The sequence below is a fragment of the Venatorbacter sp. C2-1 genome (assembly GCF_022832715.1).
Classification (GTDB): Bacteria; Pseudomonadota; Gammaproteobacteria; order Pseudomonadales; family Oceanobacteraceae; genus Venatoribacter; species Venatoribacter alkanivorans.
In genome coordinates this window covers 518,472-533,633 of sequence record NZ_CP094879.1, presented here as the reverse complement: position 1 = coordinate 533,633, position 15,162 = coordinate 518,472, and the positions used below count along the sequence as shown (strand labels likewise).

Below are 15,162 nucleotides of genomic sequence, written 5' to 3'. Positions count from 1 at the left end.
TCAAATCCTCTCTTATTCAGCGTTATCGTCAGAATCGATCTCGTCAGCGTCATCCGCTTCTTCCGCAGCGCTTTCAGATTCTTCAGCGCGTGGCTCGGAACGACGACGATCTTCGCGGCTTTCAGCAGCTTTGATCGGAGAGATTTCGGTGATGGCTTCATCACAACGGATCACCATGTTACGCAGAACAGCGTCGTTGTAACGGAAGTTGGTGGTCAGTTCGTCCAGAACTTCCTGAGTACATTCGATGTTCATCAGGATGTAGTGGGCTTTGTGCACATCGTTGATCGGGTAAGCCAGGTGACGACGGCCCCAGTCTTCGAAACGGTGAATTTTGCCGTTAGCGGCTTCGATTGAGTTAGTGTAACGCTCAACCATCGCAGGTACCTGCTCGCTTTGATCTGGGTGAACCAGAAAAACGATTTCGTAGTGACGCATTGTCAACTCCTTATGGGTAGTCAGCCTTCCGGCCCATCCGGTAAGGCAAGGAGTCCGTTGTTCGCCCGAGGGCCAATATACGGATAAAAAGGAGCGCGGAGTCTACCAGAGGTCTGACGACGGATCAATCTTTGCACAATCCACCACATCCACCGTTATAGCTGAACCGCGACTGAATCATTCAGCGCCCAGTGGTTCACCACGGGTTCAGTGGCCAATTCCTATACTGCCGCGGTTTTTAACGGAGATTGCGGTATGACGTATCCACACCCTACCTTATTGATATCCCATTCTGATGCACTTCTGCCGCCGGCACGGACCCTGAAGAGCCGAAAGCTGTTACTGGCCAGCGCCATCAGCCTGCTGCTGGCCGGCCCGGCCATGGTTCTGACTCCGGCCGCGCATGCCGAAAACCCACTGGCGGTCAGCCCGGACCTGCCCGGTATGGAATGGCAAACGTTCAGCAGCGACCACTTTTACTTTCATTTTATTCCGGCCCATAAAGCACAAGCCGAACGGGCCGCTGTGATTGCCGAGCGGGCCTGGAGCGAACTGACGCAGGATTTTGACTGGACGCCCAAAGACCGCGTTCATGTGGTACTGACCGACGACTTTGATTTTTCCAACGGCTGGGCACATCCGGAGCCTTTTAATCAGATCCGGCTGTTTTTAAGTCCGCCCGATGGCAACAGCACGCTGGAAGCCTATGACGACTGGCTGAATCTGCTGATCACCCACGAGCTGACGCATATCATTCATGTTGATATGGCGCGCGGCATTCCGGCTTTCATCCGTAAAATTCTGGGACGTAATCCGCTGACCTTTCCTCATGCCTACACGCCGGGTTTTATCATTGAAGGCCTGGCAGTCTACAAAGAAACCAGCGCAGCTCAGGGTTATGGCCGTGGCCAGAGCACGACCTACGACATGATGATGCGTATGGAGGTCATTAATGGTATCGACGATTTATCTCAGGCAGTGGTTACCCTGCGTGACTGGCCGCTGGGTAAGCATTACCTGTACGGTTACTACTACTGGCAGTTTATCGCCGACACCTACGGTGATGACAAAATCCGTGATTACCTGAGTGAATACTCGCGCAATATTATTCCGTTCTTTTTGCAGAATTACGAAGCGCGTAAAGTCTTCGGCAAAAGCCATGAGGTGTTATGGCAGGAGTTTAAAGTCTGGCTGCAGCAGCGTTTTGCCCCACAAATTACCGAGCTGAAAAAGACAGCTGACACCCCGGTACAGGCTATCAGCAACGAAGGTTTATCCATCGATGCTGCTGCCAGCGATGGTAAAAATTATTATTACCTGCGTGAAAACGGTAAAGACCGTAACAGTCTGGTCAAGGTCCGCTCTGCCAGCAACACAGCCGAAAATCCGGTCAGCGAAGTATTACTGCAAACCACCGGCATGCTCAGCCTGGATGTCAGTCCCCGGGGGGATATTGCCTATACCCGTATTACCGACCGTGCCGACCTGCGCGGCTGGAGTGATATTTTTATTATGCGTGACGGTGGCGAGCAACGCCTGACCAGCGATCAGCGCTATCGTGCCGTACGCTGGATGCCAAACGCAGCCGACCCACAACAACCCTATTTAATTGCCAAACGTATTCAGGCCGGTGTCAGCCAGCTGGATATGCTGAATAAGAACGGGCACTTTATCCGCACTCTGTGGCAGGGATCGCTGGATGATGTTATCAGCGATTACGCCATATCCCACGACGGGAAAAAAATCGTTGCCAGCATTAAACGCAAGCAACAGGGCTGGAACCTTGAATTACTGAATATGCAGACTGAGCAACCACAATGGTTGCCGCTGACCAATACCCGCGCCAATGAAAGCAGTCCGAATTTCAGCCACGACGATCAGCATATTATTTTCAGCGCCGATTACAGCAACGTTAAAGGTGTTGATCTGGCCAGCGCGACGGCTACCTATAATATTTTCAGTCTGAATCTGGCCAGCGGAGAGGTGTCCCAGCTAACCCATTTATTAGGCGGTGCAGTGCAACCGGTTCTGGTGGGCGATGATATTTATTTCCAGAGTTATCAGGCCCGTGGCTTCAGCCACGTACGCCTGCCGGCTTCCGAACGTAAACCGCTGGCGGTATTGCCGTTATCTGAGCTGCAGAGCCAGTACGATTATGCCCCCTTATATAATCAGCCACAGACACATAGCGAAGCCGAAGAATACAGCCCATGGTCGAGCCTGATGCCACAGCAGTGGCTGCCGGTGTATTCGGGCAACGAAGAATATAATGCCATCGGACTGAGCACTTCCGGGCAGGATGCCCTCGGGCGGCATAATTACAGCAGCACTCTGTTTGTCGATACCGAAAACGACATCGCGAGTGGCAACCTGATGTATTCCTACAATAACCAGTGGCAGCTACTGGCACAGCGCAACCATAGTTACTACCTCGACAACAACGACAGATTGCAACGCATCCGCCGCGAAGACACGGTAGAACTCGCGCGCACGAATATCGTCGATTTTCTGGAAAATAAACTGCAGTTAAGCGCCGGTATTAACCGCAGCCACGAGTACGATATTCCGGCCGATGATTTATTGCGCGAGGAAAACAGCTTACATAATTCAGTGGTCGGTGCCCGTCTGGATTTTGATAACCGCGAAATGTACAGCCAGTCGATTTCGGTCAGTTGGGGAACCCAGGCAACCCTGTTGTGGGAATCCAATGACTATCTCGACAGCGACTACAATGGCGACATCATTAATGCCAGCATCAGTCATTTTATTGATTTACCCGGCAATCAGGTACTGGCTCTGCACAGCAGCGGCGCTTATGGTTTCGAACAACCGGAACCTTTTGAGCTGGGCGGCGAAGAAGGTGTTCTGGAGCAGTCATTATTTGGCCGTGATCAATGGGCATTGCGTGGCTATAAAGAAAATGTGCAGCAAGGTAACCGCATTCAGACCAACAGTCTTGAGTACCGTTTTCCACTGCTGAACGTTGAACGTGGCTGGAACTTACTCCCCATCGGCCTTGGCGGTATTAATGCCAATATTTTTGCCGATCATGGTGCCGCCTGGCAGGAAGGTGGGCGCTCGCATTATCTTACCAGTGCCGGTGTGGAGCTGATGACAGAAGTTGTTGTGATGTATGGTTTTGCGCTGCCGGTACGTCTGGGTTACGCCTACGGCTTTGATAAAGACGAAGGCGGTGACCGGACTTACCTGCAGGTGAATTACCAGTTCTGAGGAATTATCCAACAAAGAGCCGCTGTTAATACGCGGCAAACATCGCAGCACTCCGGTGCTGCGATAAACATATCAGTCACTGTTGCTGACTGCAGCAGCCTGCAGATCGCTGACAGAGACAGAACAGTAGGTCTGTACCGACCATGGGGAATACACACTGACCAAATTAAAAACGGGTGCCACGCTGACCAAGGTGCCGCTGATCAGGGCAGTGGTCAGACCATTGGCAAAGGTGTACTCCACCGTTACTTTACTCCAGGGCTTGCCATGGCATTCACGGTAGAGATTCACCGGTGGGCTGATTTCAATCATGCCGTCGATGGTTGTGTCATGCCATTTGATGCGCAGAGGTTCTGCCGGCTGACGGTTGCTGCTCAGGTCATGGGTAAAATGAATTGTGCTGCAGGCTGACAGCAGTGTGCAGGCAATAACGGCTGCAGTTCTGACAATTTTCCATTCAGTCATTCTGCGTCTCCTGTGCCGGATGATCACACCATACCTTGGCCGTACGCGGCGTATAAATCAGTAGTGTCAGTACGCTCTGCAGCCAGTCCGATAAGCTGGTAATTGCCTGCATCTGCATAACCCGCCGTTCACCACAAATAACACTGGTGTTCACTTCGTGTTCGCCAATAATCCCGGCCAGATAAAATGTTTTGCTCGACTGATAATCCGGTGGTGATGTGTCTTTTTCGCCGCCATAAGGACGAATAGTGACACTGGAGCAGGCTGTCAAAAACAGCAATCCTGCCAGCACAGACAAACGCATTACGCTGATATTGCGTAATACGCTGCATCGGATTAATCCCTTGTTCATCGACACCTCAGAGAGCTCCCTGATTTTCAAACTCCAGAATAAAACAGGCTCCGCCCAACAGCGACTCGCGAATACTGAGGCGGGCGTCATACAATGCCAGAATATCACTGACCAGTGCCAGCCCAAGTCCCTGCCCCGCGGTCATGGTATCCAGGCGCACACCACGTTGCAGAACATGCTCATGTTGCTCTTCGGCAACCCCCGGGCCGTCATCTTCAACACAAAGCTGCCAGCCGGATAAAGTATTATGCGCACTGATCAGCACCTGCCGGCGACCATATTTACAGGCATTATCCAGCAGATTACCGATAATCTCGGTCAGGTCGTTATCATCACCCAGAAAGAATACATCGTCATCAGCAACCAGCTGTAACGTCAGATGTTTATCGGCATACACTTTTTTCATAACACCCAGCAGCGATTCTGCCACCGGTTTTACCGCTACTTTCTGCAGACTGAAACTTTGTGCCTGGCTGACCGCGCGCTGCAACTGAAACCGGATGCGCTCGCTCATCGTATTAATCTGCCGCTCCAGCTCCTGCCGGTCATCATCACTGATCTGCGGCTGATGTACCATGCCACTCATCACCGCCAGTGGCGTTTTCAGACTGTGTGATAAATCAGCCAGCATATTACGGTAACGTTCACGCTGTGCCCGTTCACTCTGCAGCAACTGATTCAGGTTGGTGGTCAGTGGCTGCAGTTCACGCGGATACTCACCCGTTAAATCAGCCTGCTCACCGCGCTGCAGTTTTTCCAGATCATGACTGACACGACGTAACGGTGCCAACCCCCAGCGCAGAATCAGCAGCTGCATAACGATCAGCAGTAACGCAAATGTCAGCAACGCATAATCCATACTGTTGCGGTAGTCGATCAGCTGCCGGTTAAAATCATGCAGATTCTCGATCATCAGCAGATTAAACTGCGGATTATTATTACCGGCATTTCCCCAGTTAACCCCCAGTCGGGCAATCATATATTCTTCGCCCTGCATGCGTGCAAAGCTGTAACGCCACTCCCCAGGCGCGGCGTTGCTGCCGCTCACCGGTGGTAACTCTTTGGCGGACAATGAGCGCCAGACAATCTGATCAGAGGCATCCAGAATCTGAGCGTACAAACCGGAGCCGGTATGATTAAAGCGTTCTTCCGGCAGGTAATCAGGAACCCAGAGTTTGCCCGAGCGATAATCAGCCAAAGCCAGCAGTGAATAGCTGTGCAGGCGCAAACGCTCCTGCAGACCATTAACCTGCGCGTAATAAAACGACTGATAAAGCCATACGCCAATACCCAGCATTAATACTGCCAACAATAATGTTGTCAATAACATCAGCCGGGCACGCAGCGAATTCAGCATTAACCGTTTTCCGCTATAAACTGATAACCCCGCCCCCGCAGGGTAACAATCGGACTGAAGCCATCCGCCTGAGCCAGCTTTTTACGCAGCCGGCCAATCAGTACTTCAATCACATTACTGTCACGGTCAAAATCCTGCGCATACAGATAATCGGTGAGAGTATTTTTGGAAATAACCTCACTGCTGTGACGCAGCATATATTCCAGAATTTTGTATTCAAATGCGGTCAGTTCCAGACGGGCTCCTGCCAGCAAAACCTGCTGACTCTGCACATCCAGTTCCAGCGGGCCTGCTTTGAGTACGGCACTGTGGCCGGTAATACGGCGCAATAACGCCCGGCTACGCGCAATTAATTCTTCGATATGAAAGGGCTTTTCCAGATAGTCATCCGCTCCGGCTTCCAGCCCTTCTACCTTGGCTTTCCAGCCGCCTCTGGCTGTCAGAATCAGCAGCGGAAAAGCACAGCCATCTTTACGCAGACGACGAATCAACTCGATGCCATCAATTTTGGGCAGGCCCAGATCAATAATGGCCATATCGTATGGATATTCGCTGGCCTGAAAATAACCTTCCAACCCATCGGCTGCCAACTGGCACTGAAATCCGGCTTTATCCAGACCTTCGGCCAGCTGGCTGCGCAGATTTGCATCGTCTTCCACAATCAGGATTTTCATCGCTGTTCTCCTTGTGCTTCGTTCTGCCGCGCCGGGACGGTATCAGCTGCAGGGGGAATAGTGTCGAGCAGCGTGCCATCAATTGCGTGCATATAGTAACTGGCAATATTGCCCTTACTGCCAAGCAGCTTGATCAGGTAATAAGGTGGTGGGCCTGGCTCAAAGTGAATACGCAGGATTTCTCCCGGATACAGCAAACGCAATAAGCGCCCGGCTTCCTGTGGCGAAATAGCATTTGCCGGAGGGTTGACCCGGTGTGAGAACACATCCGGTGGTGGTACCGCCGGCGGTTCTGATTTAGCGGGTTTGCCCTGAATTTTACGCTCAACCCAGCGGTTAAATGGGGTAAACACCTCTTCAACCCATTCGGTTTTAGGGTTGATGGTTTCCTCTACCCAGTCGGATTCTTCTCCCGGCTTGTCATCCTGCCCGGCCAGCACCGGCCATGCCAGCGCCTGTAGCAGCAGGCATAACAGCAACCGCAGCGCACGGCGATCAGCAGACCGGGACAACGCAGGCGATGCCATCCGGGCACTGAATACAGATTGCAGCGACATGAAAGTGAGGATCAAGAGTGGGGTACCTGTACATCAGTATTCGGGCAATTTAAACAGGATACCCGCTGCAGGTGAACCAAAGCTGAATAAATAACGACGCCAGCTGAACGGGAAATTCAGCTCAGGTTCAGACTCAGTCCGTTACAGTGCAGATTCAATAACCAGAATGGAAGATACTCAGATGGAATTTCCACAGGAATCCAGTGCAGAAGCACAACAAGAGCAACAGCCACAGCGCCACTTTACCGCCTATTTCGACCTGCTGCCCGGCATCACCCGTCAGTTTAGCGAAACCATGGCCAGCAACCGTCAGGCGAAAAACAACAGCGCAGTTGTCGAACCGTTACGCATCAGCTCAGAAGACGATGCCGGCAGTATTGCCGGCTCTGCCGCTCTGTGTGACGGTATGATGTGTACCGACAAAGCCGCCTGACTCTGTTATCGCACAGGCCCTACCAGCCAGTGTGCAATACGGTTGCCGGCTAACAAGGCCAGCACAAAGATCAGCACACCCGGCTCAAATGCGAGCAGGTTCACCAGCGCCGGTCCCGGACAAAGACCAACCAGGCCCCAGCCAATACCAAACAGCAGCGCTCCGGCCAGCAGACGCAGATCAATACGTGTCAGCTTAGGCTCATGAAAAGCCGTGGCGCAGAACGGCGTTTTGCGGCGCTTACTGAAATAGAAAAACAGCGCAAACACCGGAATGGCCGATCCCATAACCGCGATCAGCGATGGGTCCCAGGCAGCAAAAACATCGAGAAATGCCCTCACTTTCGCCGGATTATTCATTCCGGAAATCAGCAGCCCCAGCCCAAAAATCAGACCACTGGCCAAAGCCACCAGCGGACCCAGCAGGCGTGCGTTCATAAAATACCTCCGGCCAGATTCATAACCGCAACAGTAGCCACACCCGCAACCATAAAAGTGACGGTGGCCACCGCAGAACGCAGCGATAACCGCCCCATACCGCACACACCATGACCACTGGTACAGCCATTGCCGATATAAGTGCCGAATCCGACCAGCAGACCGGCACTGCCCAGCAACAGCGTATTATTGGTGACGACGATAGCCGCGCTGTAACCCAAAGCCAGATATAAAGGGTAAGCCAGCACCAGTCCGGCCAGAAACCAGAGTGCCCAGTAGCGCTGTTTTTCGCGCAGCAAAAACAGACTGGATAACACCCCGGTCATACCACTGATACGGCCAATGCCCAGCCACAACAGACTTGCCGCCAGACCAATCAGCGTGCCGCCGATCAGCTCCGGAATAAATTCGTTCATAGAAGAGATACCTGAATAAAACCGTGGGGTATTCTAATCCATGTGCCGGGTTACGTCTGCCGGCGCGTCTGCTGGCGCTTCCGCGCACAGCAAGCTGATATTCACCACCAAGGTCGCTGGTGCCGCCCATTCTGTAATTTGCGGGAATTACCTATACTGTGAACATTATTTTCAGTAGTCCGGAGTTTCCATGTCTGATGTTTTAGCCGCAGGCCAGCAGGGTATCCCTCTTACCATTCTTGAAAGCAGCGATTTTCCGCGCTGGCTCGAACAACAGGCTGACAGCGTTAAAGCCTGGCTGGATGCCTGCGGCTACAGCGGCAAGGGAGTACAGTTATTACCGGCAGCCAATGGCTCCCTGCAAAGCGCGCTCTTTGTCTGCGATAACCTCGACGATATGTTTGCCTGTGGCGAGCTGGCCAACCTGCTGCCCGCAGCGGATTACGTGATCGACAATATCAGCGATACCGATCAGTTAATCAGCATTGCCTTTGCCTGGGGCGCTGGCGCCTACCGGTTTGAGCGCTATGTAAAACCGGGTAAGCCACAGGCGCGTTTATTACTGGCCGACAGCGGCGCACTGGCGTACGCCCAGCAGCTGGTCAGCGCAACCCGTCATGTGCGTGATCTGGTCAATACTCCTGCCGCCGATATGATGCCGCAGCATCTGGCAGCTACTCTGGAAAATCTGGCGCAGGAGTTTGGCGCACAGTTTTCTCAGATTGTCGGCGATGATCTGCTGAGCGAAAATTATCCGATGATTCATGCGGTCGGGCGCGCCAGTGCCCATGCTCCACGCCTGCTTGATCTGCGCTGGGGCGATGAAAAACATCCGCTGGTCACTCTGGTGGGTAAAGGTGTGTGCTTTGACAGCGGCGGTCTGGATTTAAAACCTGCCGATGCCATGCGCACCATGAAGAAAGATATGGGTGGTGCTGCCCATGTGGTTGGTCTTGCTTACCTGATTATGGCGCAACAGCTGCCGGTGCGTTTGCGCGTGCTGGTTCCGGCGGTTGAAAATGCCGTCAGCGCTGACAGTTTCCGTCCCGGTGATGTACTGAATACGCGCAAAGGCTCAACCGTTGAAATTGACAACACAGACGCCGAAGGCCGTCTGGTTCTGTGCGATGCATTAACCGAAGCGGTCAGTGAGTCACCGGATCTGGTCATCGATTTCGCCACGCTCACCGGCGCCTGCCGGGTCGCGCTGGGTACTGAATTACCGGGTTTCTTTACCAATCAGATGCAGCTCGCTTCTGATTTAATGCAGGTCGGTCAGCGCATTACCGATCCGGTCTGGCACCTGCCCCTGCATCAGGCTTACCGCGATTCACTGAAAAGCGATATCGCCGATCTGGTGAACTCTGTACCCGGGCCCTTTGGTGGCGCGATTACCGCCGCGCTGTACCTGGAGCATTTTGTTGATAACACGCCCTGGGTGCATTTTGACGTAATGGCCTGGAACCGCCGTAAATTACCGGGCCGTCCGGTGGGTGGTGAAGCCATGGGTATGCGTGCCGTTTTCGCTTATCTGCAGAACCGTTATGCAGCGCAATAAGCGCTGCTGTTTTTTTAATATTACTTAATGCCGGGCGATCACGATGGTTCTGAGCACCGCTGAAGTGATGTACTGGTCAACCATGTTTGCTTCGATTCTGTCGGCCTCCGCCGGTGTGCTGGATGCGCGCAGCAAACAGTTTGATCTGTTCGGTATTATGATTATCGCGTTTTGTGCCGCCCTCGGTGGCGGCACCCTGCGCGATACCCTGCTCGACCGCACCGTATTCTGGGTAGCGGATTCCAGCTATCTGATTTTTACCTGGTTTGGTGCACTGGCCACTTTTTTTCTCGCACGCTGGATTAAATTGTCCGGCCGCTGGTTTGTACTGCCGGATGCTGCGGCATTAGGTTTATATACGGTGGCCGGCACTCAGGCTGCCCTGGGTGTTGGTGCCGATATGCTGGTCGCTTCGTTTATGGGGGTTATTACCGGTGTTGCCGGTGGGATTCTGCGGGACATACTGCTCAATCAGGACCCGCTGGTATTTCAGGGGCAGTGGTATGCGACCGCCGCCTGGAGCGGCTCCCTGCTGTATATTTTGCTGATTCATAACGATATAAATATCGGCGCCGCTGCCCTGGTTGCCGGTATTTTTATTTTTCTGCTGCGCCTCAGCGCCATCCGCTGGAATCTGGTTTTGCCACGCTATAAAGAGAAATAACGTCCGCACAGTACCCTGTAAATTCAAAGGAATGAACATGACCCCCACTCTGACACACACCCTGTTGCTGTTAACCAGCCTGACCCTTGGCACAGCGTACGCAGCACCAGAATTACCGCTGGCCGATGGTCAGTATGTATTTCAGCAACGCTACGCCGAGCACCCACAGATGCAGGGCATCAATCTGGATACCGAAATAAAACAGGGAAGAATCTCTCTGACCAACAACGATAGTGACGGCGTATTTCCGTTGGGATTAATTGATGAGGGAGAGCTGTACTGGCATGCCCGCTCCGGTCATTGGATTATTATCTATGAACCGAAGGATAAAGAGGCAAAGGATGTTGGCGGTTGCAGCGATGGTCCGGCGGTCGTTGATCTGAAGAATAAAATTTATTGGACCTGCTGATTGCAGAATCAGGGCCGGTGAAGAAACCGGCCCGGACGATTATTCGCCGACGCTCGCAATAATATCGGCATAATGAGCCGAGAAATCGTTAAAGGTGTCGCTGTTATGGCTGCAGCAACGAATGCCACCGCTTTTAATGTCATACACCCAGCCGTGAATATGTACTTTCTGTGTCGACAGCTTGGCGGCCACCACTGGATGGGTACGTAAATGCTGAACCTGCTGCAAAACGTTCTCTTCAATCGCTTCGTTCAGGTGCTCATGACCCAGACACATATCCGATGGAATCCCATTACGTTCGCGCACGATTTCCATCGCGGAACGGCAATGACCTAACCACTCTTTAACGTGCGGCAGCCCCTTCAGCTTGGTCATATCCAGAGCGCCTTTAATCGCACCACAATCGGTATGTCCGCACACAATAATATGGCGTACGCCTAATACCGCAACGGCATACTCAATAGATGCGGTCATGCCACCGGTTTCGTTAGAGTGTGGGGGAATAATATTACCGGCATTACGGCAGATAAAGAGATCACCAGGGGCTGAGCCGGTAACCATATTCGGATCGATACGGGAGTCCGAACAGGTAATAAAGAGTACGTCCGGATTCTGGCCATCGTCAGCCAGCGTGCCGAACAGGTCTTTCTGTTGCGGATACACATTCTGTTTAAAATTCAGTACACCACGTATCAGTTTTTCCACTGCAATCTCCCCTTATCAACGGCGCTAAGAATACGGTATTCCCTCCGTAAGAAACATGATTTTCTCAGCGGACTGTTGTGCCGCTGACGACACAACAATCCTCCCCGGTATCAACCGATTTCGATTAATACCTCACCCGGCGTTACCCGGTCTCCCTTGCTCACATAAACCGCCTGTACGGTACCGGCGATATTGGCGTGAACTTCGGTTTCCATTTTCATCGCTTCGGCAATCAACACCGACTGGCCGGCTTCGACTTTATCACCTTCTTTCACCAGCACATCGACGATATTGCCCGGCATTGCTGCGGTAACATGACCCGGCTGTGTGGCACGCTTACGGCCATGATTGCTGCTGCCTTCGGCGACGTATTCGTTCAGCGATTCAAAAATTACTTCTTCCGGCATACCGTCCAGCGACAGGTACAGCTTGCGTTTACCGACACCGGAGTCGCCGACACCGGTAATAGCCACTTCATAGCTTTCGCCGTGTACGTCGATACGGAATTCAGTTGCCATCGCTTCGCCCATACGGCCTTTGCCTTTCTGGTCCGGTGGCAGCAGTTCTTCCGGTTTCAGGGTGCCATCAGCACGCTGCTGCAGAAATTCACGGCCCAGATCCGGGAACATGGCGAAGGTCAGCACATCTTCTTCGCTTTGTGCCAGAGCACCAATGTCATCACGCAGTTTATTCATTTCCGGGCTTAATAAATCCGCCGGACGACCATCATTAACACTCTCATTACCAATGGCTTTTTTCTGCAGCTCAGCATTCACCGGCGCCGGTGCTGCACCATAGCCACCCTGCAGGTAACGCTTAACTTCGTTGGTGATGGTTTTATAACGCTGACCCGCCAGCACGTTGTATACCGCCTGGGTACCAACAATCTGTGATGTTGGCGTTACCAGCGGAGGAAAACCAAGGTCTTCACGTACCCGTGGAATTTCGGCAAACACCTCACGGATTTTATCCAGCGCGTTCTGTTCTTTCAGCTGATTCGCCAGGTTGGACATCATGCCGCCCGGCACCTGATTAATCTGCACGGAAACATCTTCGCGGGTAAATTCACTTTCAAACTGGTGGTATTTTTTCCGCACTTCGCGGAAGTAATCGGCAATTTCACCCAGTAATTCCAGGTCCAGACCGGTGTCGTAGCCTGTGCCTTTTAACGCAGCAACCTGCGACTCGGTCGCCGGATGACTGGTACCTGAGGCAAAGGAAGAAATCGCTGTATCGATACGGTCGGCACCGGCTTCTATCGCTTTCAGCTGACACAGCGGCGCCAGACCTGCCGTTGAATGACTGTGAATAACCAGCGGTAAATCCACTTCGGCTTTAATCGCTTTTACCAGCTCATAAGTGCCGTATGGTGTGAGCAGACCCGCCATATCTTTAATGGCAATAGAGTCGGCGCCCATGGCCTGCATCGCCTTGGCCTGTTCAACAAAGAGCGCTGGCGTATGCACCGGACTGGTGGTGTAGCAGATGGTGCCCTGCGCATGTTTACCGGCTTTTTTAACCGCTTTCATTGCGGTTTCGATGTTACGCAGATCGTTCAGCGCATCAAATACACGGAATACATCAATGCCGTTATCAGCCGCTTTCTGCACAAAGGCTTCCACCACGTCGTCGGCGTAATGGCGGTAACCGAGCAGATTCTGACCACGCAGCAGCATTTGCAAACGGGTATTGGGCAGCGCTTTTTTCAGCTGACGCAGACGCTCCCACGGGTCTTCTTTAAGGAAACGCACACAGGCATCAAAGGTGGCGCCGCCCCAGACTTCCAGCGACCAGTAGCCGACTTTATCCAGCTTGTCGCAGATCGGCAGCATGTCTTCGGTGCGCATACGGGTCGCAATCAGCGACTGGTGTGCATCACGCAGAACCACATCGGTGACTTCAATCTTTTTCACGTTACTCATCATTCATTCCTCCTGCGGATTACCAGCCGGCGTGTGCGGCAATGGCTGCGGCAATGGCCAGCGCAACTTCGCTGGGGTGACGTTTTTCTGAATAATTCAATAATTCCGGATGGGTCGGCACAAAGCTGGTGTCGAATTCCGCCCGTTTAAAATCGGCGTTACTGAGAATCTGCTGGTAATAGTGCGCAGTGGTTTTAATACCGTGCAGACGCATGTCATCCAGTGCGCGCTGCCCACGGGCAATCACTTCTTCCCAGGTCAGCGCCCAGACCACCAGTTTTAAACACATGGAGTCGTAATAAGGCGGAATTTCATAGCCGGTATAAATTGCCGTATCGACCCGCACACCCGGACCACCCGGCGCGTAATAGTGAGAAATACGGCCGAAGCTTGGCAGGAAATCGTTTTTCGGGTCTTCGGCATTAATACGGAACTGCAGGGCAAAACCGCGATAGGCAATATCTTCCTGGCGATAACTGAGCGGCAGGCCAGCGGCAATGCGCAGCTGCTCACGCACAATATCCACCCCGGTGATCTGCTCGGTAATGGTGTGCTCGACCTGAACACGGGTATTCATTTCCATGAAGTACACTTCATTGCCGGTCAGCAGGAATTCGACCGTACCGGCATTTTCATAACCGACGGCTGCGGCCGCTTTCACCGCCAGCCCACCAATATACTGGCGCTGCTCCGGTGTTAATTGCGGGCTTGGCGCAATCTCGATCAGCTTCTGGTTACGGCGCTGAATAGAGCAGTCACGCTCATACAGATGCACCACATTGCCCTGACTGTCGGCCAGAATCTGCACTTCGATATGACGCGGGTTTACGATGCACTTTTCCATAAACACATCGGCCGAACCGAAGGCTTTGGTGGCTTCGGAAATAACCCGCGGGTACTGGGATTTTAATTCGTCGGCAGAATCACAACGGCGGATACCGCGACCACCACCACCGGAAGTGGCTTTCAGCATCACCGGATAACCAATCTCGGCGGCCAGTTTCAGCGCCTCGTCCAGATCGGCCAGATTACCGTCAGAACCCGGAGTAATAGGTACGCCAGCGGCGCGCATGGAATCACGGGCCTGGGTTTTATCGCCCATTTTGTGGATAACATCCGACTTCGGCCCGATAAAGGTGACTCCTTTCTGTTCACACAGGCGGGCGAACTCAGCGTTCTCTGACAAAAAGCCGTAGCCCGGATGAATGGCATCGCAGCCGGTTTCCAATGCCAGATTCACAATGCGCAGCGGATCGAGGTAACCGGCCAGCGGATCTTCACCCAGCATATAAGCTTCGTCCGCACGCTTAACATGCAGCGCATAGCGGTCCGGTTCGGTATAGATAGCCACCGAGCGGATGCCCATCTCGGCGCAGGCGCGCACGATACGGACGGCAATCTCGCCGCGGTTAGCAATAAGAACTTTCTTCAGCATGGGGAACTCCTCGTTCGTAGTCCCTGAGTGAAAGGGTCAGATCAGCTTAGACAACACCAGACCAAAGCAAAAATTGATATTTTTTACCCAACCTATAAGGTATTACTTA

Annotated in this window: 16 protein-coding genes; 5 read left to right on the top strand and 11 right to left on the bottom strand. The window is 52.8% G+C overall.

All coding sequences use genetic code 11. From position 1 onward, the window contains the following. Positions 1–12: 12 nt before the first annotated feature. Positions 13–438 (bottom strand): 30S ribosomal protein S6, encoded by a 426-nt coding sequence (gene rpsF / locus MT343_RS02315; protein WP_145470896.1) that lies wholly within the window; start codon positions 436–438, stop codon positions 13–15. A gap of 255 nt (positions 439–693) precedes the next feature. Here rpsF and MT343_RS02310 point away from each other — a divergent pair, with 255 nt between their 5' ends. Then, positions 694–3,669 (top strand): hypothetical protein, encoded by a 2,976-nt coding sequence (locus MT343_RS02310; protein WP_145470894.1) that lies wholly within the window; start codon positions 694–696, stop codon positions 3,667–3,669. A gap of 72 nt (positions 3,670–3,741) precedes the next feature. On the opposite strand, the gene MT343_RS02305 is transcribed toward MT343_RS02310, so the two are convergent. The 5 genes from MT343_RS02305 to MT343_RS02285 are packed head-to-tail and all read right to left on the bottom strand — an operon-like array spanning position 3,742 to position 7,089. Further along, positions 3,742–4,134, bottom strand: a complete 393-nt coding sequence (locus MT343_RS02305; protein WP_145470893.1) for a hypothetical protein — start codon at positions 4,132–4,134, stop codon at positions 3,742–3,744. Continuing rightward, positions 4,127–4,486, bottom strand: a complete 360-nt coding sequence (locus MT343_RS02300) for a Bor family protein (RefSeq protein ID WP_186436032.1) — start codon at positions 4,484–4,486, stop codon at positions 4,127–4,129. Before MT343_RS02300 ends, MT343_RS02305 begins: the two co-directional genes overlap by 8 nt. A gap of 7 nt (positions 4,487–4,493) precedes the next feature. Next, the gene (locus MT343_RS02295) at positions 4,494–5,843 is read right to left on the bottom strand and encodes an ATP-binding protein (RefSeq protein WP_145470889.1); all 1,350 of its coding nucleotides are present in this window, start codon (positions 5,841–5,843) and stop codon (positions 4,494–4,496) included. Further along, complete coding sequence (locus MT343_RS02290; RefSeq protein WP_145470887.1) at positions 5,843–6,517, bottom strand: response regulator transcription factor; 675 nt, start codon at positions 6,515–6,517, stop codon at positions 5,843–5,845. The genes MT343_RS02295 and MT343_RS02290 overlap by 1 nt, the downstream gene beginning before the upstream one ends. Continuing rightward, entirely contained in the window at positions 6,514–7,089 is a 576-nt protein-coding gene (locus MT343_RS02285) for a hypothetical protein (protein WP_145470885.1), read from the bottom strand. Before MT343_RS02285 ends, MT343_RS02290 begins: the two co-directional genes overlap by 4 nt. A gap of 166 nt (positions 7,090–7,255) precedes the next feature. Between MT343_RS02285 and MT343_RS02280 the strand changes: the two genes are divergently transcribed. Beyond that, a complete protein-coding gene (locus MT343_RS02280) occupies positions 7,256–7,507 on the top strand; it encodes a hypothetical protein (protein WP_145470883.1) in 252 nt (83 codons plus the stop codon). Positions 7,508–7,512: 5 nt separating this feature from the next. Here MT343_RS02280 and MT343_RS02275 read toward each other — a convergent pair whose 3' ends face one another. Beyond that, positions 7,513–7,944: a DUF6691 family protein gene (locus MT343_RS02275; protein ID WP_222428620.1), complete on the bottom strand. Its 432-nt coding sequence runs from the start codon at positions 7,942–7,944 to the stop codon at positions 7,513–7,515. Beyond that, positions 7,941–8,360 (bottom strand): YeeE/YedE family protein, encoded by a 420-nt coding sequence (locus tag MT343_RS02270; RefSeq protein WP_145470881.1) that lies wholly within the window; start codon positions 8,358–8,360, stop codon positions 7,941–7,943. The genes MT343_RS02275 and MT343_RS02270 overlap by 4 nt, the downstream gene beginning before the upstream one ends. Positions 8,361–8,550: 190 nt before the next feature. Here MT343_RS02270 and MT343_RS02265 point away from each other — a divergent pair, with 190 nt between their 5' ends. The 3 genes from MT343_RS02265 to MT343_RS02255 are packed head-to-tail and all read left to right on the top strand — an operon-like array spanning position 8,551 to position 10,991. After that, positions 8,551–9,918, top strand: coding sequence for a leucyl aminopeptidase family protein (locus MT343_RS02265; protein WP_145470879.1), 1,368 nt, complete (start codon positions 8,551–8,553; stop codon positions 9,916–9,918). A 43-nt stretch (positions 9,919–9,961) separates the two neighbouring features. Beyond that, positions 9,962–10,582: a trimeric intracellular cation channel family protein gene (locus tag MT343_RS02260; protein ID WP_145470877.1), complete on the top strand. Its 621-nt coding sequence runs from the start codon at positions 9,962–9,964 to the stop codon at positions 10,580–10,582. Positions 10,583–10,619: 37 nt separating this feature from the next. Next, complete coding sequence (locus tag MT343_RS02255) at positions 10,620–10,991, top strand: hypothetical protein (RefSeq protein ID WP_145470876.1); 372 nt, start codon at positions 10,620–10,622, stop codon at positions 10,989–10,991. A 39-nt stretch (positions 10,992–11,030) separates the two neighbouring features. On the opposite strand, the gene MT343_RS02250 is transcribed toward MT343_RS02255, so the two are convergent. From MT343_RS02250 to MT343_RS02240, 3 genes are all read right to left on the bottom strand, one after another. After that, a complete protein-coding gene (locus tag MT343_RS02250; RefSeq protein WP_145470874.1) occupies positions 11,031–11,696 on the bottom strand; it encodes a carbonic anhydrase in 666 nt (221 codons plus the stop codon). A 110-nt stretch (positions 11,697–11,806) separates the two neighbouring features. Next, entirely contained in the window at positions 11,807–13,618 is a 1,812-nt protein-coding gene (oadA, locus tag MT343_RS02245) for a sodium-extruding oxaloacetate decarboxylase subunit alpha (protein ID WP_145470951.1), read from the bottom strand. A 19-nt stretch (positions 13,619–13,637) separates the two neighbouring features. Continuing rightward, positions 13,638–15,053 (bottom strand): acetyl-CoA carboxylase biotin carboxylase subunit, encoded by a 1,416-nt coding sequence (locus tag MT343_RS02240; protein ID WP_145470872.1) that lies wholly within the window; start codon positions 15,051–15,053, stop codon positions 13,638–13,640. Positions 15,054–15,162 lie beyond the last annotated feature (109 nt).